Origin of the sequence: Nostoc sp., assembly GCF_036917155.1 — a bacterium.
GTDB lineage: Bacteria > Cyanobacteriota > Cyanobacteriia > Cyanobacteriales > Nostocaceae > Nostoc.
Genome location: NZ_JBALDZ010000032.1, coordinates 1 through 22331, shown reverse-complemented (window position 1 = coordinate 22331; position 22331 = coordinate 1). Strand labels below are relative to the sequence as shown.

The following is a 22331-nucleotide window of genomic DNA, read 5'->3' as shown; positions in this document are numbered from 1 at the left end:
TCAGTATATGCTTTCTGTGTTAGCCGCATCTCTCTCAAATTCAATCCTCTCCTAGAATCCCACTGTCAATAGGGTTTGAGACGCGCTAACCCTGGCTATGAAGTAGATCCTGATGATTTGGCTGCTGAGAGTACAGCACACAAAGTTGGTCTTCCCCCAGAGCAAGTTTTTAAAACTCTAGTAGTCAGAGGTGACACAACAGGTATTTGTTTTGCTGTTGTGCCAGGAAATGCTCAGTTAGACTTGAAAGCTTTAGCTCGAATTTCAGGAAATCGCAAAGTTGAGACAGTTGCCCTCAAGGAAGTCCAGCCACTAACAGGATACATCCGTGGGGGTGTGACAGCTTTAGCTAGCAAAAAAGACTATCCCGTTTATCTTGATGAAACGGCAACTCTATTTGAGCAGATCACTGTTTCTGGTGGAATGCGAGGTATGTTGCTTCTGCTATCGCCAGATGATTATTTACGTGCAGTTAAGGGCACTTTGGGAGCAATTGTACAAAATTAGTACAGAAATTTTCATCAGAAACCATAAAGTGATCGCTAATCAAAGGAAGTTTATAGCTTACTTGAGAATAGCTAGGTATTATTACTAAGAAACTTTATTTTTACTCTGGGCTTGAAAACTAATCTACGTAAGACTTCTGAGAGAAATAGTTTGTGAGTTGCTTATTAAATAAAAGCTTTAAAATTTTCTAGATAATTAGTTAAATAATGTAGCCGTATAGAAAAATACTTCATAAGATGTAGCAGGTGCTAAGACTCGAATAGATTAATATGCTATTTTATACCTGCTACTTATAAAGAACATAGTTGCTTTCTTAGCACTCTAGTCCAACCAGTCATTAGACAGAAGGGTTTAGGGGAGTGAGTTTTCATGATTAGAGGAGGGATAATACCAGTCCAGTTACAAAGAGGAAGACACAAATGACTGACATTGTAACTGGACAGATTGTGCGCGTGCGATCGCGGCAGTATCTTGTAGAAGAAGTTGTGTCGAAACCGTCTCCAGAGCAAGACACTAAAGTTAGTCTTTCTTGTTTAGAAGATGATGCGTTAGGAGAATCGCTAGAAGTCCTATGGGAACGAGAAATAGATGCCAAAGTCGTAGGGGCGACATCATGGGATTCCATAGCGAATAGAGGTTTTGATAATCCGCGTCTGTTTTCTGCCTATCTGCACACATTACGGTGGAATTGCGTAACCTCCACAGATGCCAAGCTTTTCCAAGCCCCTTACCGCGCGGGAATAGAAGTCAAAGCTTATCAATTAGAGCCATTACGTAAAGCTTTGCTGATGCCAAGAGTTGGTTTGTTTATTGCTGACGATGTAGGGTTGGGCAAAACCATTGAGGCAGGGCTGATACTGCGTGAGATGCTGATGCGGCAAAAGGTTAGGCGAGTTGTCATCTCCTGTCCGCCGTCAGTAGTACGACAGTGGCAAGAAGAAATGGAGAGTCGCTTTGGACTCACATTTATGATTCTTGACCGTGAGTTTATTGCTGCCCGTCGTCAAGAACGGGGTTATGGAATTAACCCTTGGATGACACACACCCGGTTCATTATTTCCCACGCTTTGCTACGAGATGAAACATACACCGCACCGTTACGGGACTGGCTTGGTGATTTTGCAGCTGCATCTATGCTCATCCTTGATGAAGCCCACAATGCTGCACCTGCGAGTGGTGCAAAGTATGCGGTTGATTCCCAACTTACCAAAACTGTTCGAGACTTAGCACCGCGTTTTGAACACAAGCTGTTCTTATCTGCCACACCCCATAATGGGCATTCCAACAGCTTCGCTGCTTTACTAGAAATCCTTGATCCCCAGCGTTTCTGCCGAGGAGTACCCGTTCGTAATCGCAAGTTGTTAGACACTGTAATGGTGCGGCGCTTAAAACAAGATTTACGAGAGATCGGAGAAGAGTTTCCCCAACGCTACGTTCTTCCTATAGTTATTGATAATCTGCCAGAAGACGCGCCCGAACTCAAATTATCCCGATTGCTGCAACAGTATCGCAATCTGCGTGAGGAAAAGCTCAAAGATGCAGCGAAATCTACCCAGACTACGGCGATGCTGGTGATTACTTCCCTGCAAAAGCGTCTTTTGTCTTCCATTGAGGCATTTGCTCGGACTTTAAAGGTGCATCGAACGGGGATAGAAAAGCAAGCGGCGAACCGTCCTTCGATACATCAAGTCAGTCTACCTTTGCTGTTTGAATCCCCTGGTGCAGATGACGAACGGGCTGAATTCTCCGAAGAGGAAGTAATTGCAGAAGAAGATGCTCAAATGGCAGCAGCTAGTATGCAGGCTGCGGGACAAACAGCGCGTGAACTAGCAATTTTAGATGAGATGGCAGATGTAGCGAATTCCTCTCGCTATCAGTCAGATCCGCGGATTCAACAATTGGTAGAGTGGATTCGCCAAAATCTTTGTCCCGACCTGGGTCAACCGAATGCTGCTTGGTTAGAACGGCGAGTAATTATCTTTACAGAATATACAGATACTAAACGTTATTTACAGCAGCAATTACAAAGTGCGATCGCAGGCTCTAACCGCGAACAAGAACGCATAGATGTATTTCACGGGGGTATTGGAGAAGAACGCCGCGAAGCTATTAAAAGTGCATTTAACGCTGACCCGGCTCGTCATCCCCTGCGGATCTTGATTGCCACAGATGCAGCACGGGAGGGAGTGAATCTGCAAAATAACTGTGCTGACTTGTTCCACTTTGATGTGCCGTGGAACCCATCAAGGATGGAACAGCGCAATGGACGGATTGACCGGAAATTACAGCGATCGCCTGTTGTCCATTGTTACTACTTTGTTTTACCGCAACGCACAGAAGACAAAGTATTGGACGTATTGGTGCGGAAAACAGCCACGATTCAACAAGAACTTGGCTCTCTTGCACCAGTGGTTGAAAGAAATGTGTCGCGCTTACTAGCTAATGGGATTCGCCACCAAGAAGTAAATAATCTTGCCGATTCGATTAATAAAGCAGAGCAACTCAGTAACAAGGAAACAGTAAACACGCAAGTAATTAATGAGGAACTGGAGCAAGCCAGACTCCGCCAACAGGATTTGACTAAACAAGTCGAGAATTTACAAGAAATGTTGAAAGACTCGCGGGATTGGTTGGGACTAGATGACAATCACTTCCGTAATGCCATCTCTGCTTCTTTAGAAATTCTGGGAGTCCCAACACTTGCCCCTGTAGATGTGAATGAGGTTGCTAACAATCCTGTAACTGCGCGTTGGACAATTCCGGCTCTCGACCAGCGTACTGGTGCAGATCCAACATGGTCAACTACACTTGATACCTTGAGAACACCTCGGAAAATCGGACAAAAGCCTTGGGAATGGCGGAAAGAAGCACCGATTCGTCCTGTAGTCTTTCGAGATCCTGGTTCTTTAGATGGGGATGTAGTTCATCTGCATTTAGAACACAGAATTGTCCAGCGTTTACTGAGTAGATTTTTAGCTCAAGGTTTCTTGCATGATGAACTAACTCGTGCTTGTGTTTGTCTGACTGATGACCCCATGCCAAAAGTGATTGCACTGGGACGACTCGCTCTGTATGGAGAACGGGCTTCTCGCTTGCACGACCAAGTAATTGCAGTAGCAGCAGAGTGGTCAGACCCAACCAGTCGGGGACGCAAGAAACTTCAATCTTTAAGAGAAGGCGAGAAAGACAACGTACTGGAATTACTGGAAAATTCCCTAGCTTCCCCTCACTTACTGGAAGTTGCCGAAGCGGTAAAAGAGCGATTGAAAAAAAGTGCTGCCCAAGATGTAGCAGAATTAATTCCCTATCTGGAACGCCGCGCCACAGCTTTGGCTGAAAGTGCTGAGAAAAAGCTGGCCAATCGAGGTACTAAAGAAGCTGCTGAGATGAAAAAGATTCTGGAGGAACAGCAGACGCGAATCATCAAGTGCCAGGAAGAATCTAAGGCAGAGCAATTGTCTCTTCCATTCATGGAAGAACAGCGCCAATTGGATGCAGATCGTCGCCATTGGGAAAAACGCCTGCAAGCGATCGCAACCGAACTAATTTCAGAACCAGCCCGAATTGAAGCCGCCTACAAAGTAAAAGCAGTGCGGGTTGAGCCAGTCGGCGTAATTTATTTATGGCCGATTTCCGGCTAGAGGGAGTATGAAACCAATTCGCAATTCGCAATTCGCAATTAAATCAAGTCACCCACAAGGGGCGAGGTTTTAAACCTTTACTTTTTTGATAAAATATGGCAAACGATCCAGAAATTCGGTTACATAAAGAATGGTTGGGCTTTCTCCAGCCTGTGGGATTGGTGGTATCTCCCCCTGCATTGTCAGCAGCCCAAGCTGTGGTTAATCGCAATGTAGTGGAACTGCAACAAACACTCGCTACAGTTGCCAGACGTGAACCTCTGATCGGTGATATAGGCAAGGAAACCTTTGGAATTGACGACTTTCCTGCTTTTGCTATCAATGTTTTAGGTTGGCAACCAGAAGATTTAGTTGTCAGTCCAGAGGAGTTAGCGATCGCACTCCCAGATTACAACGAAGTTTTGACCCCCACGTATGCTGTACCCGACCCTAATGGCAACTGGATGATGCTGGTACAGGTGCTTCTTGCTGGTACTGAACTTGACAATGCAGGCGCAGAGGATAGTAAATCTACTGGTTGGCACGCCAGCCCCCAATCTAAGTTTGAGCGCCTTTTAAAAGAAACAAAAGTTTATACTGGGCTATTGTGCAACGGTACAGAATTGCGTTTGGTTTATGCACCACTTGGGGAGTCATCGGGACACCTGACTTTTCCTGTACAGGCAATGTGTGAGGTATCTGGGCGGCTGATTTTGGGTGCAATGGAGATGTTGCTCTCGGCTGACCGACTGTTTAATGTCCCTAGCGATCGCCGTTTATCTGCAATCCTGGAAAAAAGCCGGAAATATCAAAACGATGTCTCTATAAAGCTTGCAGAGCAGGTGTTAGAGGCATTATGGGATTTACTGCGCGGCTTCCAAATCGCAGATGCAACCACTAAAAGCGGCTTAATAAGTGATATTGCCACGACTGCACCCCAGCATATTTACGGTGGGCTGATTACCATCTTGCTGCGGTTAGTGTTCCTGCTTTATGCTGAAGACCGGGGGCTGATGTCTCAAGATGCAGTTTATACACGCTACTACTCAGTCAATGGACTTTACGAGCGCTTGAGAGAAGATGCAGGCAACTATCCAGATACAATGGATCAACGGTATGGTGCTTGGGCATGGCTGCTGAGTCTGTTCCGTTTGGTTTACGACGGCGGCGGTCATGCTGATTTGTACTTACCTGCTCGTCATGGGCAACTATTTGACCCAGATGAATATCCGTTTTTAGAAGGTCGTCTCCAGTCTACAGAATATCAAACAGGAGAAAGTCTTGAACCCCCTCGCGTCTCAGATGGGGTAATTCACAAAGTATTGCAAGGTTTGCTGGTACTGGATGGAGAACGCCTGTCTTACCGTTCCTTGGCGGTCGAGCAAATCGGTTCCGTCTACGAAGCGATTATGGGCTATGAGGTAGAAAGAGCAAGTACTTCTGCTATTGGTGTTTGGAGTAAACCCAAGGGTTCCAAATCTTCGGTGACAGTTGTTGTCAGCGTTGCGGAAGTACTCAAAACTAAGGTGGGAGAACGGGCTAAATATTTAAAGGATGTTGCAGGTTGTGAAATTACTGGTAAATCCCTGACAGAGTTAAAGGATGCAAGGACACCAGAGGATGTAGTGGCGGCTTTAGGACGCAAAGTATCACCGAAAACACCGAGTTTAATGCCTATGGGTTCTCTATATTTGCAACCGGGGGAAGAACGGCGGCGTAGTGGTTCTCATTATACCCCTCGTGCATTGACTGAGCCGATTGTGAAAGAAACTCTCAGACCGATTTTATCGGCTTTGGGAGAAAACCCCACACCAGAGCAGATTTTAGAGTTGAAAGTTTGTGATTTGGCGATGGGGTCGGGGGCATTTTTAGTGGAAAGTTGTCGTCAGTTGGCTGAAAAATTAGTTGAAGCGTGGAATAAGCAAAACGTATTACCTGAAATTCCAATTGATGAAGAACCGTTACTTTATGCGCGGCGGTTAGTGGCGCAACGGTGTTTGTATGGTGTGGATAAAAACCCCTTTGCGGTGAATTTGGCTAAGTTATCGCTGTGGCTGGCAACTTTGGCGAAGGCTCATCCTTTTACTTTTTTAGACCATGCTTTGAAGTGGGGAGATTCTTTAGTTGGGTTAACTTCTGAACAAATTAAAACCTTTAATTGGGATGAAGACAAAACTTATAAAGACCCAAACTTACCTTTGTTTAATCTATCAATGGAGAAAGCGAAGTTTTATCGCAATGGAATTTACAATTTAGATGAGGATAATTATGCAGCTAAACGCGATTTTTACGAAAATATAGAAACAGAATTGCATGATATTCGGCTGAAAGGAGATTTGGTTATTGCTTCATTTTTCGCCAAGGATAAAGATAAAGCAAGAAAGGATGAGCGTGATAATTTATGGTTGAAGTTTTATAACAGGCAAAAAAATCAAGAAGATGATTTAGATGTCAGGCGTATTTGTGCAGAGTTGCGGTATGGTGAGAAACCAGTTCCGGCGTTTAATTGGGAGATTGAATTTCCAGAGGTATTTGATAAAGATAATCCGGGGTTTGATGCGATTGTTGGTAATCCACCTTTCTTGGGAGGTAGTAGAATTTCATCTAACTTTAGCTTTGAATACTTGGAATGGTTAAAAGTTATTAATCCAGAAGCACATGGGAATGGTGATTTAGTAGCACATTTTTACCGTAGAGCTTTTAGTCTATTACGAAAATCTGGTTGTTTTGGTTTGATTGCTACAAATACGATTGCTCAAGGTGATACTCGCAGTACTGGTTTAAGATATATTTGTGAGAATTATGGCGCTATTTACAATGCTCAAAAGCGGTTGAAATGGCCTGGTTTAGCGGCTGTTATAGTTAGTGTAGTTAATATTTTTAAAGGAAATTATCAAGGTGTAAGACTGTTAAATGGGCAGGAAGTTGATTTCATTTCTGCCTTTTTGTTTCATTCTGGCGGACATAAAAATCCTGTAGAATTACTGGCAAATTCTGGCAAGAGTTTTTTAGGTTCAAAGATTTATGGACAAGGTTTTATATTTGATGATTATGATACAGAAGCTACACCTCTTGTAGAAATGTACCGTTTGATTGAGAAAAATCCAAAAAATCAAGAACGAATATTTCCTTATATTGGTGGAGAAGAAGTTAATTCAAGTCCAACTCATCTACACCATAGGTATGTAATTAATTTTGGTGAAATGAGCGAAGAAGAGGCTTGTGAATATCCTGACTTAATGAAGATTGTAGAAGAAAAAGTTAGACCTGTAAGGTTAGCACAAAAGCGTGAAATTCGCGCCCGTTATTGGTGGCGATTTGGTGAAACAACACCTGCTTTGTTTAAAGCTATTTCTGAAATGGATCGTGTATTAGTGTGTTGCATCATTGCGAAATATCTTGCATTCGTATTTATGCCAAAAGGTAGAGTGTATTCTCAAAGACTTAATATTTTTGCATTAGATAGCCATAAAAGTTTTGCAGTTCTACAGAGTCTTTGTCATGAAATTTGGGCAAGGTTTTTTAGCTCTACTTTGGAAGATAGGCTTTCTTATACCGCTTCCGACTGCTTTGAAACCTTCCCCTTCCCCGAAAACTGGGGAACCAACTCCACCCTAGAAGTTGCTGGTAATACCTACTACGAATACCGCGCAGCTTTAATGGTTCGCAACAACCAGGGGCTTACCGACACCTACAACCGCTTCCACGATCCCGACGAACGCCACCCCGATATTTTACAACTACGCTTACTCCACGCCCAAATGGATCGCGCTGTCCTAGATGCTTACGGGTGGACAGATATTTCCACAGATTGCACCTTCCTGCTTGACTACGAAGACGAAGAAGACGACGAAAACACCAGCAAACGCCAGAAGAAAAAGCCTTGGCGCTACCGTTGGCCAGAAGAAATTCATGACGAAGTACTAGCCCGTTTACTCGAACTCAACCAGCAACGCGCCGAAGCTGAAACTTTAAGTGGTAAAGCTGCACAGAAAGGGAAGGTAAAAGGGAATACTAAAAAGGCAGGAAAAACGCGGAAAGCAACAGAAACGAATCTGACTATTCCTGGTTTCCCAGCTGCTTCTGTCTAAACAGGTTCAACGTCAGTCAAGCCAATGAATTCCCAGAGAAGATTATGACCACATCTGCCGAAGTGCGATCGCATCTGATTGATGCCTTACAACTTGACCTTGTAGGGCCAACACCCGATGATGCTGTCCACGCTGAAGAAACTTTAGATCAAGCTCCTTCCAAGTGGTATCTCACGGGATTTCTTGTACCCTACGGCGCACCAGTTGTAGATAACTCTGGCGATGAAGAAATGGACGAAGTTGGACGTGTTGGCTCTGGCGAAGACGAAAAGATTCCAGAGAAAGCCTTTGCTCGTAAAGCCTATTTTCCTTCTTCAATGGGGTTAAGCGTGCTTTTACCCCAAACCGTTAACCAACTTCATGTCACTGTCGGGTGGGGCGATTACCAACCATTAACTAAGCCAGAAACTGAAGGAAAAGAAATTACCTTCACAGGCGATTGGCAGAGAGTTCCACGAGAGGCAGAACTTACCGTACCGTTGCGTACAAGCGGCAGACCGACTCAATTAGACCTTGGTTTAAATTTAGGCAATATAACTAAACAACTAGAGATTCCCCTTAGTGCAAGCAGTTCTCCAATATATTTGGACGTTCCAAACAGCGATGGTTTACAACTAGTTGTCTCAGTTCGCTCTGTAACTTCTGAGGAATTAGTACCAGCAGGAACACGCTCAGTTTCAGTATTCTTAGTTAACCATCGCCGCCCTAGCTCTGACCAAAAGCGTGATGCTGGTTATGCTTTTCAAACAAATTTAATAATTCAGACAGCCGATTCCTTTGTACCACGCCCCAATTTACGTGGGCGAGATGGCGATGACTGGGATGAGAAAGTTGCTGATTTACAATACCGAGATGATTACGAATACGCTGTTGGTCATAACGTATCTGCGATCGCAGTTGCAAATCCCAATGGTGGCTGTCAGGAAGTAAGAACGGCTTGGATACCAACTGCTGACGTAGAAAAGGTAATTGCAAGCCAGGTTAAAGATGTCGAAGTCGGCATGGAAGCCTTAGCCGCCGCACCGACAGCAGAAGTACTACGAAATCTGCTCAGTCCGATGGTTAGTGCATATTCCCAATGGATAGATGAGCAACGAGTCAAATGTCCGACTGGGCAAAAACGCTTAGGTGTAGCTAAAGACTTATTAGATCGAGCCGGAATTGCTAAAGACAGGATTGCTGCTGGTTTAAAGGCATTGGATGACCCACAAGTATTAGATGCTTTTCGCATTGCTAATCGAGCGATCGCCTTAGCAATTCGTCAGCGTGCGACTCATAAGAAAAACATTACTTCCGAATCTGTAGCCCCTCCAACTTGGCGACCGTTTCAACTAGCTTTCTTGTTAATGAACTTGGTAGGGATTGCTAACCCCGAACATTCAGACCGGGAACTGGTTGATTTGCTGTTCTTCCCTACAGGCGGCGGAAAAACTGAAGCTTACTTGGGGCTAGCAGCTTTTACACTTGTATTACGGCGGCTACGTCATCCTGGTATCGACTCTGCTGGACTTAGTGTGCTGATGCGCTACACACTGCGCCTCCTCACCCTTGACCAACTAGGACGTGCGGCGACAATGATTTGCGCCCTAGAGTTGGAACGGGAGCAAGATGTAGAAAAACTGGGGAAATGGCCGTTTGAGATTGGATTGTGGGTAGGGCAAGCAGCTACACCTAACCGGATGGGCAAGAAAGGAGACAATGATGAAAACAGCGCTCGTTCCCGTACCATTGCCTTCCTAAACAACGATCGCAAACCTTCACCTATTCCTTTAGAAAACTGTCCTTGGTGCGGAACTAAATTTAACCGCAATTCATTTCAATTATTGCCAAATCCAGACCAACCAATAGACTTGCGTATAAGTTGCGCCAATCGCCGTTGTAGTTTTAGAGGCGATCGCCCTTTACCAGTATTAGCAGTAGACGAACCAATTTATCGCCGTCTGCCGTGTTTTATGATCGCCACAGTTGATAAATTTGCGAGTTTGCCTTGGGTAGGAGAAACAGGTGCTTTATTTGGACGTGTAGAACGTCATGACAAAGATGGTTTTTATAGCCCTGTTTATCCAGGTAGAGGCAAAGCACTTGATGGTTATCTGCCACCGCCAGATTTAATCATTCAAGATGAACTGCATTTGATTTCTGGCCCTTTAGGGACAATGGTAGGGCTTTACGAAACTGCAATTGACGCTTTATGCAGTCGAGAGATAAATGGTCAAAAAATCCGCCCGAAGATTGTAGCTTCCACCGCGACAGTGCGACGGGCAACCAAGCAGATTCAGGCATTGTTTGGGCGAAATGAAGTTGATGTATTTCCGCCACCAGGGCCAGACCGACGCGATTCCTTTTTTGCAAAGACAGTGCCGGCTCAAGAAAAGAATGCTCGAACTTATGTCGGAATTGCTGCTCAAGGGCGAAGTCTGAAAGTAGTATTGTTACGTACTTATCTGGCATTGCTGGGAGCAGCACAGAAAGAATGGTTAGCAGCAGGTGGGAGCAAAAACCCCGATAATCCAGCAGACTCTTACATGACATTACTCGGATATTTTAATTCCTTGCGTGAACTGGGTGGCAGTCGGCGGATTGTTGAAGATGAAGTCAACTCTCGGCTTATTGGTTATAGCAAACGAAAACGAGTCGGTAAAAGTTCGGGTTTGTTTGCAGATCGGAAAATCGACGATGAACCAGAAGAATTGACCTCTCGTGTCAGCACAAGTGAAGTTGCAGATACCAAGAGCCGTTTAGAAGCAACATTTGACCAAAAAGAACGTGTTGATGTAGTCTTAGCTACCAATATGATTTCTGTCGGTCTGGACATTACACGCTTGGGCTTAATGGTAGTTCTTGGTCAACCTAAAACAGCCGCAGAATATATTCAGGCTACCAGTCGTGTAGGACGGGATGAAGAACGACCTGGATTAGTTGTTACATTACTCAACGTTCATCGACCGCGCGATCGCTCACACTATGAACGTTTCTTTGCTTGGCACGCTACTTTCTATAGGGCAGTAGAAGCTACCAGTGTTACACCATTCTCTCCTCGTGCTATTGACCGAGGGATTGCTGCGATTACTGTTGCTCTAGCACGTTTGGGACATTCTGGGATGACAGCACCACTTCGTGCAATCGACATTCTTCAGCACCGTAAGGAGCTAAATTTTGTCATCGATGCGATCGCCTTGCGTGCCGAGATGCACGACAAAGAACTTGATGCGGCTGATGCTGAAGCACTCCGTCAAAAAGTCAGGGGTCGAGTTAAGGATTTACTAGATTTATGGGAACGGATTGCTGGTGAAAAAATTAACCTTCAATATCAGCGTGAGGTTGGAGAAGCGCCGCCTCTATTATTCGACCCACTTGACCCGGAGTTAGATAAGAAACCAATAGAGGAACGAAAATTTAAAGCTCAACGCAGCTTACGTGATGTTGAGCCAACAGTTAATTTGTGGGTTCGCAATCCTGATGGATTTGAGGTAGAGGAGGAAGAAAAATGAGTAAATCAAACAAAAAGCGTCCTCCATCTGGAGAGATTCGACAGAGCCAAATCTTATCTACTTTTGGCCCAGGAGCAATGGTGGATTTACCCGATTATTCCATACTAATCGGCGGACTCAACCACTGGCATGGCGACAAAAAACGTATTTACGAAGACCGACTAAAGGAACGAGTAGCTGACATTTTAGGGGTTAATGATATTGCCTTATATGCCCCACCTGTAGACGAGAAAGACCCGAAAGCATCTCGCACTGGAATTACAGCTTTTGCTTTCCCCATTTGGTTTGTTGCTCAAGTAGAAGAAACTTGGCCTAAACCAAATGAAGCAGCGCCCAATGCCAAAGTTTACCGGACACGTCCTTTACTACCTTGGGGTAGTTTGGTAACTGGTAAATATCTCAATGCTGACAGAAAGAAAGTGCCAGTTGTACCTGTGCGCTTTGTACAAGCTTGTGTTAATGGGCACATAAAAGACATTGATTGGCGTGGTTTTGTCCATGAAAATTCTCAAGCTAACTGTCGGGGTCAGCTATGGTTTGATGAGGGCGGGTCTGGCAACGATTTTGCTGATATTTTTGTACGCTGTGAAGCTTGCAAAGGTCGTCGTCAGTTATCAGATGCAACAGTACCCAATGGCAAGGTCTTAGGAAAGTGCGAAGGACATCGCCCTTGGCTCGGCCCTAAAGCCCAAGAACTCTGCATTTCTGAGTCAACCGGGAAACCAGAATATAATCGGCTTCTGGTTCGCTCTGCCAGCAATGCTTACTTTTCTCAGCTGCTCAGTGTCATTTCTCTACCAGACTCGGATGATGCTTTGCAAAAGGCTGTTAATTCAGTTTATGAAGACTTCCTTCAGTATGCAGAAAGTAGCGATGAAGTTAAAAAAGAACGCCGGAAACAAAAAGTAGCTGCTGTTTTAGAAGGATTTAGTGATGAAGCAGTATGGGCCGAAATCCAGCGCAGACAGGGTGGGCAAGGTAAGCAATACAAGGGTATTAAGCAAGTAGAAATTGAGACTTTGCTATCTAGTCCCTTTGAAGTCGGAGAAGATGTACCAGAAAGTGACTTTTATGCTCGTGCGCGGAAATTAGATAACATCAAACCAAAATTACTATCTGTTATAGAGAGCATTGTCTTGGTACACCGACTTAAGGAAGTTACCGCCCAAATTGGCTTTACCCGCTTTGAGGCAATTATGCCTGATATTGACGGCGATTTAGATATTCAAGTCAGGCGAGCTGCTCTTGATATTGAGCCTACTTGGGTGCCTGCGATTGAAAACAGAGGCGAAGGCGTGTTTATCGCTTTCCGTAAAGAAGCTATTGATAATTGGCTCAAGCGGGATGCAGTGCAGCAACGGGGGAAGAAATTAGACAGGGGCCTCAATATTTGGCGCAAACAAAAAGGTATTGCCCAGGAGAAAGCCAAGTTCCCTGGATTACCTTACATTATGCTGCATTCCCTTTCACACCTATTGATTGCAGCTGTGTCTCTAGAATGTGGTTATGCTGCTAGTTCAATTCGTGAACGCATTTATGCTGGCGAATCTGGTTATGGCATTCTTTTATACACTGGCTCTCCTGGGTCGGAAGGTACTTTAGGGGGACTGGTACAAGTAGGAAACCGGATTGAATACCATTTGGATGTTGCACTGGAGATGGGAAGGCTTTGCTCTAACGATCCAGTTTGCGCCCAGCATCAACCAGATGCCGAACAAGAGGATAGGTTTTTACATGGTGCTGCTTGTCATGGCTGTTTACTCATTGCTGAAACTTCTTGCGAACGACGCAATGAATTTCTTGACAGGGCACTGGTCGTTGCTACTGTTGAAGGCCCAGGGGCAGAATTCTTTGAGGATGTGAGAGTATGATGGCTTTTCTCCACCTGAGCCGCCCAGCCCTCGTTAATTTGGCAGTCGCTTTGGAAACTGGCAGACTTTCCCCACCCTTTTCCACATCCAATGTAGCGAACTACATCCCTGCGGCTTTAAATCGAGACATAGTTGATGAACTCAACCGCCTTAGTGTCATTGGCGTACATTCTCAGCATATTGCTTATACGCTGCGACTGCTGGCAGAAGAACGAAGTACATCCCAAGCTGTAAGCGATCGCGTTGATTTGGTTTGGACTGGCCCAGAAATTACTGGTTCTCAAAGCCGCGATACTGGTGTTGTTGTACGCGAGTTGTTTAGCACTGCCAAAATAAGCGTTCTCATTTCTAGCTTTGCTATTGATAAAAAACAAAAAGCACGAGAGTTATTTATGGTACTGGCAGAACGAATGGATTTAACCCCAGAATTAAATGTGCGAATGTTTCTTAACGTCAACCGACCACACAACAGTGAAGTGCCAACATCTACTTTACTGCGGGAGTTTGCCAGTAGTTTTCGCCAAGACATTTGGCCAGGAAAAAGACTACCTGAAGTATTTCACGATCCGCGATCGCTGGCGGTGGGTGTGGAATCAAAAGCTTGTTTACACGCCAAGTGTGTTGTTGTAGATCAGGAGCGTGTACTTGTGACCTCCGCTAATTTTACAGAAGCGGCTCACGAGCGCAATATCGAAGCTGGTGTATTACTAAACGACCCAGCGACAGCTATTGCTTTGCAAATGCAATTTGAAAGCTTGGTTACAAGAAATATTCTATGTCGAATTCCTGGAGTCTAACTATTTTATGTCTACATTTGATTCTACAAAAATAAGTTTAAAAGATTTATTAGATAAAATTGTATCTGGTGAAATTCAACTACCCGATTTTCAAAGAGGGTGGGTTTGGGATGATGAACATATTCGTTCACTGTTGGTCAGTATTGCGCGTTCTTTCCCTGTGGGAGCAATTATGTTGCTTGAGGCTGGTGGTGATGCTAAGTTTAAAGCTCGGCCTGTTGAAGGAGTAGATCCAACACAAGCAACACTTGATAAATTGAAAAAGCTTATTCTCGATGGGCAACAACGGCTGACTTCATTAACGCAAGTATTAATATTTAAGCAACCTGTTCAAACTCGTGACTCTAAAAAGAAATTGGTACAGCGTTATTACTATATTGATATTGAAACAGCCTTATTAGGTCCAGAAAATTACGAAAGTGCGATTATTAGCATTGATGCAAATCGCATTCAAAAAGAAAACTTTGGGCGTGATGTCAAACTTGACCTTAGCACACCTGAGAAAGAATACGAACATTTTTATTTCCCTTGTAATCAAATTCTTAATTCAGACACTTGGGAACAAGGGCTAAATAAATCCTACCCAGATAAATTTGGGCGTTATATGGAATTTCGCTTCCAAGTGCTTAATGAATTTCGTTCTTATGATTTGCCAATCATCGAACTTAACCGTAATAACAAAAAAGAAGCAGTTTGTCTTGTTTTTGAAAAAGTAAATAAAGGTGGTGTTGATCTCTCGGTATTTGACCTTTTAACTGCTACGTATGCTGCTGATAATGTCAGCTTGCGGGATGAGTGGTTTGGTAATACTCAAGAAGGGATTGAAGGTATTCAAGCACACCTCAGAAAACAACGTTTGTTACGGGAAGTCCAATCTACAGAGTTTTTGCAAGGGCTGACACTGCTGTACACTTTGGAGAAACGCCAGCAAGACTCAAAAGCAGGTAAAACTGGCAAGCAAATAACAGGTGTAACTGCCAAGCGCGAAGCTGTTCTATCTTTGCCCCTAGATACTTTCCAAAAGTGGAAACTACCCCTTACCCAAGGTTACTGGAAATCAGCTAAATTCTTGCGTCAGCAATCGTTTTTCTCAACTAGCGATTTACCTTACCGCACTCAACTTATCCCTCTTGCCGCAGTCATGGCTTTGCTTGGCGATCGCTGGCTGGAACCGAAAATCCATGAAAAAATCACCCGTTGGTTCTGGTGCGGTATCCTTGGCGAATTGTACAGCGGGGCAGTTGAAAGCCGTATGGCTTTGGATATTCAAGAGCTTATCGACTGGATTGAGGACGCTAAGGAAGAACCTGCAACTGTTCGGGATGCTAATTTTCAACCTGCACGTTTAGGGACTTTGCGTTCCCGAACTAGTGCTGCATATAAGGGTATTAATACCTTGATTCAACGTGAAGGTTCTCAAGATTTCTTTTGGAAGTCCACTATTCGGGATTTGGATGAAACCGATTGGGAAGGACGCAGACTAGATATTCATCACATTTTCCCAAAAAGTTGGTGTGACAAGCAGGGTATTCCTGCATCTCGCTATAACTCTATTCTCAACAAAACTCCGATATCCTTTAAGGCAAATCGGATGATTGGCGGTAAAGCTCCAAGTCAATATCTGGTTCAGCTTCAAAAGCATGACAGTGTTCAGCTAGACGATGCAGGCATGAATGCAATTCTGGCAACTCACCAAATCGACGCAATAACACTTCGACAAGACGATTTTGAGGGTTTTATGGCATCGCGTCAACGGATGATACTTACCAAAATTGAAGCTGCTATGGGCAAGCCTGTATTAGTGATGGATGATTTGGCATTTAGTGATGTTACAGATGAAGAAGAATGATTGGAGATAGATTAACTTTGCACTGAATAATGCTGCTTTAACATTTACATCGCTTACTCTCTTACTGCATCTTTGACCTTTTAAACTCTAATAATATGCCATGTAATGCTTGGAATCACCCCTCAGATTGTAATTGTGGTTTTGGAGGAGATGTTGGTGTTTATATTCATGGAAATATATCTAGCTTACTTAATAGTAATGAAAAACAATGCAAACAATCAAAGGATAAAGTACAAGCAAAGACCTACCCAACCAAATGTAAGAAATGTGGGAAAACTGTTTATTATCATACAAACGGTAACGGAGATTCAGTTTTCTTTAACAGTTTAGGATATCCCTGGCAGGTACATGGTTGTTGGTATGATTATTGGAAAGAAGAAAAGGCGAATCGTAAAGAACTAAGTGCTTTATCCCAATCAGTAGAATACTTCCTCAATCCTCAAAACATAGCAGAATGTAAATATGGAATTCTTGCAGGTGCTGTGCGAGGTTTAGCAGGGGTATCCTCTGGAACTATTTTTCAAGATATCACTGAAGAGGGAATAGCACAATACATGAGTTTATCACTGAAAAAATTTAAAAAAGTGTATAGAGGACTTTATGTATTAACCCAATCAAGAGGAATACAGTTATTTCGTCCACAAACAAAAGTTAAAAAAAAGCTAAAGGTGAATAAAAATCAAAACGTCTTGCGTTTAGTTTCTATTAAACATAAAGATACTTGAAGCTTTACAAAAGTTAGAAGCAACTGCAAAACAACCCCAAATACTATCGCATCATAGATGGCATCCGCGATTTTGAGCAGATGCCGTGGCTTGCAACCCGCTATGCAAAGGACATGGTTGCTGGCGATGGAGTACCGAGAAGGGAAAAAGGAAGTCTGGGGATAAGGCGGGAATCTGTGCAATTGCAGAGATTATTGAATCTCCCAAAATTATTGTAAACCCACCTGATATTGGCTATTGGATAGATACCAGCCGCATTGGTGTTAAACCTTGTGCAAAGATTCGATTTACCAGCAAGTTGTTAGAAAAGCCTCTCTTACGGGAAAACTTAAAACAAGACCCTGTGCTGAAAAAAATTTCTGTGATTCGTCAGCCCAATGCTACCAATTACAAGATTACACAACAGGAATGGCAACGTGTACATGAGTTGAAAGCATAGCGATAGCTTATCCTCTTATTAATTTAAAACAAGCTGTTGATTTATATTGGCTACAAAGGGTAAATCAAGAAATAAACTTAATTTTTAAAACGACTATGAATTTACTAACTAATGCTAATAAAGCTTTTCATATAATAGCTTACTTGGGCATATTTGCTTTATCGGCTTGCGCTCCTGCATCATCTCAAGACCAAGTATTTACTTCTAAAGAAGGGAACTTCAGCATTTTGATGCCTGGTTCTATTGTCGAAGAGGTTAATACTCCAGTTAAAGGCATAACAACCCGCACATGGACAGCTATAAAAGGTGAATCTGCATATACTGTAGCTCGATCAACCTTTGCTAAAAAAATAGCTGCTGAAAAATTTCCAAGAATTTTACAGGCTCTTAGCGAAGCTGCAAAAAAATCTAACTTCGTGAACGGTAAAAGGATAGCTGAATCTTCTGTTATGAAGAATGGATACAAATGTTTAGATTTTACCTTAACGGGAATTCCCAGCCCTTCATTACAAGTAGAAAGTAAGAAAAATGGTATAAATATTAATAGTAAGCTAATTTATCAAAGAAGTTTACTTTGTATGAAAGATAATCAAGCAGTTGAAGCTCTGGTATTACTACCATCATCTGAAAAACTAAAGTCTAAGGGTGCATCTTTTATCAAATCGTTAAATTTGAAATGAGAGCGATTGTGCTTCGCTAAAATCTTTGCTGTTCCTGGCTTAACTCAGTCTAGCTTAAAATTGCTGCCAGCCATATTCTTCATAAGATGTTAATTATTATGTGTTTCTACTGTCTACTTAAAAAAGTAAAATTATTTACTTTATGTCCTATTCACAGTTATTGTTTTAAAATCATCTAAGCTTCATATTCAATCAACTATTTAATTACTTCATTACAGTTTTAAACTTAACAGCAGTTTCTTGATAGCCTCTTCAATCTAATTTCATTAAATCTATCGTGGTAACGACAGTTTAAATGATTGATATTAGAGAAGTAGTGTACAAAAAGGTTTATTTAACTTGTGAATAAGAAATGGGCTACTAAACGACTCACAATTAATCTGGCATCTGGGGAAGCAGAAAAATTAGAAAAATACTGCTCAATCACAGGACGACCAGCAACCGATGTAATTCGAGAGTTGATTCGTTCTTTGACTGTTGAAGAAGCACCAAATGCAAATTGAACTGCTTGATGATTAACACTCGCTTTTTTTGTTCAACTTAAGTACACCATACCAAAGCAAAAAACTGGTTCAGGTAATGCTGATTGCTGTATCAATAAAAAGTCTACCTAAATGGGTAACAAAACAGCTAAACTAACTTTATAGTTCCATTTTTAACTTACCAAAGACTAAAGCTATAAATTACTTAGTATGACTTTAAATATTCCCTTGGAAATTCATGATTAATGCTGATGTGGTTCTTAGCTTTGAGGGGAGAAGCTGAACTAAATACAAAATCATCAAAACAACAGTTTAGTTTACTAAAACATGGATTTCATCAACCAAGCACGAAATTTGGCAGATACGCTCAAAGATAAAGCGCAAGAAGCAGCAAATAATACAGCAAAGGGGATAGAAGAAGTAGTTGATGGAATCAAGAATACTACTATAGAAATTACCACCTCAAGTATTAATGCAATTACTGATTTACCTGCAACAGCACAGCAGGGTTTGAAAGCAGTACAAAATGTCAGTAAAGCATTTGAAACAACTGCTATTGGTGTGAGTACTTCGAGTCTGTCCATAGCTGAAGCATTGCAAAAGCTGCCTTCGACTGCGGCAGAATTAGCCTTAGAAATGCCCAAGATTGCCAATAGATTCAGGTATCGTGCTGGTCTGAGAGTAGGAGATTTGCCTCGCTCTGACGCAGATGTAATGAAGCTTTTTGAGAAAATTCCTGGAACATCAAAGCTAGGAGCTAACGAACGGACTATTCGTGAATTCTTGAGCGATAAACATGGTAGCCATATCATTCCACGCTCTCAAGGTGGCTCAAATGGTGCTGACAACATCCTGTGGGAAGTAGGTGTTGATAATCTGCGTCGTGGTGCCAAGGTTATGACTGTTGGGGAGCAGTTTTATATTCGGGTTTACAATGCCGTAGATTCTATTGTCAGCAATTCAGGAACAATTGCTAAGTTGGGGATCACTGCTACAGGAACCGCTATTCTTACCCAAGTTATAGTCACAGCGATTTCATACTCCTTGGATCTTTATCGGGGCGATATTACTGTTGAAGAGTATAAAAATTTAATTGTAGAAGCTGCAAAGGCAGCAGGTATTGCGACACCGATTGTTTTTCTGATCTTAGTGGCTGTATTGGCATTATTTCCAGAATTTACAGTTGTATTATCTGCACCAGTGGTTATTGCAGGTTTCAATGCCTTATTTGGCATGAGTATTGCGATGCCGATAGTACAATCGCTACTCCGTCATGCTCAAGCTGGTGGTTTTGGTACAGAAACTGCTGATGCTTACAGAAATGCGCTTGGTGGATCTGCGCCTACTTGAAATCTGCGACAAATTTTAACTGGAGTGCTGGTTTTAGCTTCAAGGCTAGTTTCGTTTGTCTTGACAGCTAATCATACGTAAACAGTTGAACATTGTTACAAATTCTACATTTACGTGCCCGCAGCTTTTCGCCTCCTCCCCATCCAGCCTCATCAGCACGGAAATACACCCACTGACTTACTGATTCTCCAACGGTACGACCCCAAACAAAATTTTGTGAACCGCAGATAGGACATGGCGTTTCTTGTGGGCTAAAGTTTTTGTGATTCGGTTGGTTGTTCATCAGCTTCCTCCGATAAATTCTGATTGCAATCTTCAGCAGCTATTGGGCCAAAGTGCGTAGGCGTAGCCCGCCGTAGGCATCGCGATCGCTTGAGATTGAATTACCGATTTTTCCAACTGAGTGATAATTCTATTTCCAGCAATCATCACTGTAAAAGACTTTCTGTTGTCCGTTGGGTAAAATCTCGCGCACCATCCGTTTCTAACACGCCATCTGTCAACAATGCTGTAAGTGATTAATTGTGGGATTCAAGGGATTCTACTTGGTAGAATTTGGACTTTATAGCATAAACTAATTACCCCGCAAGGGGACACAATACCGGAATTAATTGAGGGCTAGAATTCTTTTGTTGACCCCGCCAAAACCCGCAATTGTCTCCAACTTCAGCTATTGGCCATAACACCAACACGGAGAGCAATCCGCTTATATTTGTTTGGATTGTAGGGCATACCTGTATGCATAACTTGGGAGTTATCCCAAAACACAATATCTCCAGGTTGCCAAATATGGGCATAAACTGGCGTACAGTCCAGGATCTCCCGAAATAATTCCTGCCAATACTGTTTAGCAGCTTCTGGTTTGTTTTCTAGCCCTTTGAGAATCGAAGTGTCAGAACCCAAATATAAACAATAGCGCCCAGTTACTTTGTGAGTTGAGACAATTGGATGTAATTTCCGAGGAATCTCTACCCCTGGCTGTGGGGAGATAGGTGACAGGTGATACATCGACAGTAGTTTTAATTGCTGCTGATGTTGGGGAGCGAGATTGTGGTAGGCTTCCACCATGTCGAGAAAGAGAGTGGTGTGGGGCTGTCCATCCGTTCCTTCGTCCGGGATGGACACCCCATAAAGCATCACGACATAGAGGGCATTCATATCTAGTCCCTGTGTTTTAGGGAGATGGTCTTTATCGTGATGCCATTGCCAAGCAACTTTGCCGACCACATCACCAGAAAGCCCCTTGGGATTACCTAAAATGGAGACTCCAGGACTTTGTAAGTCTGGAGCGATTTCGGGATCTAGAGGTTTGGGGCGAAGACCGAGGGTTGAGTCACCAAACGTCTGGATGGCAAAGTCTTTCAACTGGGATGCCGTCAGTTTTTGCTTTCTGACAACAATAACCCCGTGTTCCCAGAGAGATTGCTTCAATTCCTCAACTTGTTGGTCTGTTATGGATGCAAGATTACAATCTCGTAGAACTTCCTTGCCCAGTCTTGAATGCTGCTGTACGGTCAACAATTTATTCATCTTAAGTAAATACCGTTTGATAATACTATTCACCTCAAGTTTCGTACTTTACGCAAAAAACGAATCATCTTGAAGCTGGCATTACAAACGATAGAAGTCAGCCTAAGCTAACGTATCACAGACGGCATCCGCGATTTTGAGCTTTTTCCTTGGTGGATCACAGAAAATGGTTACTGGTGATGGGGTGCTGAGAAGGCAAATCTGGGGATGGAGGAAGAAGCGACACCGGACAGCCCGTCGTAGACATCAGTCTCAAAGTGGGGTAATCGCTTTAGTAAAATCAAAAACTACCCATATTATCTAAGTGGATAACAAAAGAGATTGTATATCTTTTATCGCTTGGCGAACAGTTTATTAAGCACATCAGCTAGACGGTAGCCTGCCAAGCTCATCCGGCGTTCTGCTATTGGTTTAGCGCTAGCAGCATAATTTGGCGGTAAAAGCTTTCCATCATTTTTATCACTACTGCCAGAAAGCTTGCCATTAAGATATGCTTTTTGTTTAGCGATATTAAAACTCTCCAATTTTGCCCAATTATTAAATTGAGTTTCTCTTAATTCTGGCAATTTACTGCGTTGATAGTCGGCTCTTATCTTGGTTGCGGTGTTGCGAACAGTTTGAAAGTTTTCTGAGCCTAGTATGAGGTCATCCCAGAATTTATGCAAACTAATGGTTTGACTATTTGGTTTAACTCTAATATAAAAACGTGTACCACCTCTATCACCTTCTGGTTCTTTATACTGGTTAGTTATTAATTTGGTAGTATGCAATGGCTGATGCACATCTCCTACTAGATGGAATAGCCGTATCCGCTCAGTAAGTAGGGGTAAGGAGAAAAAATAAGAAAGAAAATAGGTACACTTTGGGTCGTAGAATATGGGACATGACGCAAAAAGTAT

At 42.9% G+C, this 22331-nt stretch carries 15 protein-coding genes; 12 read left to right on the top strand and 3 right to left on the bottom strand.

The window, feature by feature from the left end; genetic code table 11:
• Positions 1–75: 75 nt before the first annotated feature.
• From ybaK to V7K67_RS05820, 12 genes are all read left to right on the top strand, one after another.
• A complete protein-coding gene (ybaK, locus tag V7K67_RS05875; RefSeq protein ID WP_335165609.1) occupies positions 76–507 on the top strand; it encodes a Cys-tRNA(Pro) deacylase in 432 nt (143 codons plus the stop codon).
• Positions 508–926: 419 nt separating this feature from the next.
• Positions 927–4148, top strand: a complete 3222-nt coding sequence (gene drmD, locus V7K67_RS05870; protein ID WP_335165607.1) for a DISARM system SNF2-like helicase DrmD — start codon at positions 927–929, stop codon at positions 4146–4148.
• Positions 4149–4243: 95 nt separating this feature from the next.
• Positions 4244–8218 (top strand): Eco57I restriction-modification methylase domain-containing protein, encoded by a 3975-nt coding sequence (locus tag V7K67_RS05865; protein WP_335165605.1) that lies wholly within the window; start codon positions 4244–4246, stop codon positions 8216–8218.
• Between the two features lie 44 nt (positions 8219–8262).
• Positions 8263–11709, top strand: coding sequence for a DISARM system helicase DrmA (gene drmA / locus V7K67_RS05860; RefSeq protein WP_335165603.1), 3447 nt, complete (start codon positions 8263–8265; stop codon positions 11707–11709).
• Entirely contained in the window at positions 11706–13580 is a 1875-nt protein-coding gene (locus V7K67_RS05855; RefSeq protein WP_335165601.1) for a DUF1998 domain-containing protein, read from the top strand. Before drmA ends, V7K67_RS05855 begins: the two co-directional genes overlap by 4 nt.
• Positions 13577–14377: a DISARM system phospholipase D-like protein DrmC gene (drmC, locus tag V7K67_RS05850; protein WP_335165599.1), complete on the top strand. Its 801-nt coding sequence runs from the start codon at positions 13577–13579 to the stop codon at positions 14375–14377. The genes V7K67_RS05855 and drmC overlap by 4 nt, the downstream gene beginning before the upstream one ends.
• Before the next feature lie 7 nt (positions 14378–14384).
• Complete coding sequence (locus V7K67_RS05845; protein ID WP_335165597.1) at positions 14385–16226, top strand: GmrSD restriction endonuclease domain-containing protein; 1842 nt, start codon at positions 14385–14387, stop codon at positions 16224–16226.
• Positions 16227–16321: 95 nt separating this feature from the next.
• Positions 16322–16951, top strand: a complete 630-nt coding sequence (locus tag V7K67_RS05840; RefSeq protein WP_163937522.1) for a hypothetical protein — start codon at positions 16322–16324, stop codon at positions 16949–16951.
• An 85-nt stretch (positions 16952–17036) separates the two neighbouring features.
• Complete coding sequence (locus V7K67_RS05835) at positions 17037–17390, top strand: EVE domain-containing protein (RefSeq protein ID WP_335165594.1); 354 nt, start codon at positions 17037–17039, stop codon at positions 17388–17390.
• Between the two features lie 95 nt (positions 17391–17485).
• Complete coding sequence (locus V7K67_RS05830) at positions 17486–18070, top strand: hypothetical protein (protein ID WP_335165592.1); 585 nt, start codon at positions 17486–17488, stop codon at positions 18068–18070.
• A gap of 341 nt (positions 18071–18411) precedes the next feature.
• Positions 18412–18573 carry a CopG family transcriptional regulator gene (locus V7K67_RS05825; RefSeq protein ID WP_193948600.1) on the top strand — a complete coding sequence of 54 codons (162 nt, stop codon included), beginning with the start codon at positions 18412–18414 and terminating at the stop codon, positions 18571–18573.
• Positions 18574–18879: 306 nt separating this feature from the next.
• Positions 18880–19902, top strand: a complete 1023-nt coding sequence (locus V7K67_RS05820; protein ID WP_335165590.1) for an HNH endonuclease — start codon at positions 18880–18882, stop codon at positions 19900–19902.
• A 67-nt stretch (positions 19903–19969) separates the two neighbouring features.
• Here V7K67_RS05820 and V7K67_RS05815 read toward each other — a convergent pair whose 3' ends face one another.
• The 3 genes from V7K67_RS05815 to V7K67_RS05805 all read right to left on the bottom strand — a co-directional run.
• The gene (locus V7K67_RS05815) at positions 19970–20185 is read right to left on the bottom strand and encodes a hypothetical protein (protein ID WP_335165588.1); all 216 of its coding nucleotides are present in this window, start codon (positions 20183–20185) and stop codon (positions 19970–19972) included.
• A 383-nt stretch (positions 20186–20568) separates the two neighbouring features.
• Positions 20569–21432, bottom strand: coding sequence for a TauD/TfdA dioxygenase family protein (locus tag V7K67_RS05810; protein WP_335165586.1), 864 nt, complete (start codon positions 21430–21432; stop codon positions 20569–20571).
• 332 nt (positions 21433–21764) lie between these two features.
• Positions 21765–22331: S1/P1 nuclease (locus tag V7K67_RS05805; RefSeq protein WP_335165584.1), on the bottom strand; the 567-nt coding region annotated here is incomplete at its 5' end.

Excerpts from the sequence above, each read along its gene's own strand:
- drmD (WP_335165607.1), top strand. The coding sequence starts at position 927 with ATGACTGACATTGTAACTGGACAGATTGTGCGCGTGCGATCGCGGCAG.
- V7K67_RS05865 (WP_335165605.1), top strand. The coding sequence starts at position 4,244 with ATGGCAAACGATCCAGAAATTCGGTTACATAAAGAATGGTTGGGCTTT.
- drmA (WP_335165603.1), top strand. The coding sequence starts at position 8,263 with ATGACCACATCTGCCGAAGTGCGATCGCATCTGATTGATGCCTTACAA.
- V7K67_RS05855 (WP_335165601.1), top strand. The coding sequence starts at position 11,706 with ATGAGTAAATCAAACAAAAAGCGTCCTCCATCTGGAGAGATTCGACAG.
- drmC (WP_335165599.1), top strand. The coding sequence starts at position 13,577 with ATGATGGCTTTTCTCCACCTGAGCCGCCCAGCCCTCGTTAATTTGGCA.
- V7K67_RS05845 (WP_335165597.1), top strand. The coding sequence starts at position 14,385 with ATGTCTACATTTGATTCTACAAAAATAAGTTTAAAAGATTTATTAGAT.
- V7K67_RS05840 (WP_163937522.1), top strand. The coding sequence starts at position 16,322 with ATGCCATGTAATGCTTGGAATCACCCCTCAGATTGTAATTGTGGTTTT.
- V7K67_RS05830 (WP_335165592.1), top strand. The coding sequence starts at position 17,486 with ATGAATTTACTAACTAATGCTAATAAAGCTTTTCATATAATAGCTTAC.
- V7K67_RS05820 (WP_335165590.1), top strand. The coding sequence starts at position 18,880 with ATGGATTTCATCAACCAAGCACGAAATTTGGCAGATACGCTCAAAGAT.
- V7K67_RS05815 (WP_335165588.1), bottom strand. The coding sequence starts at position 20,185 with ATGAACAACCAACCGAATCACAAAAACTTTAGCCCACAAGAAACGCCA.
- V7K67_RS05810 (WP_335165586.1), bottom strand. The coding sequence starts at position 21,432 with ATGAATAAATTGTTGACCGTACAGCAGCATTCAAGACTGGGCAAGGAA.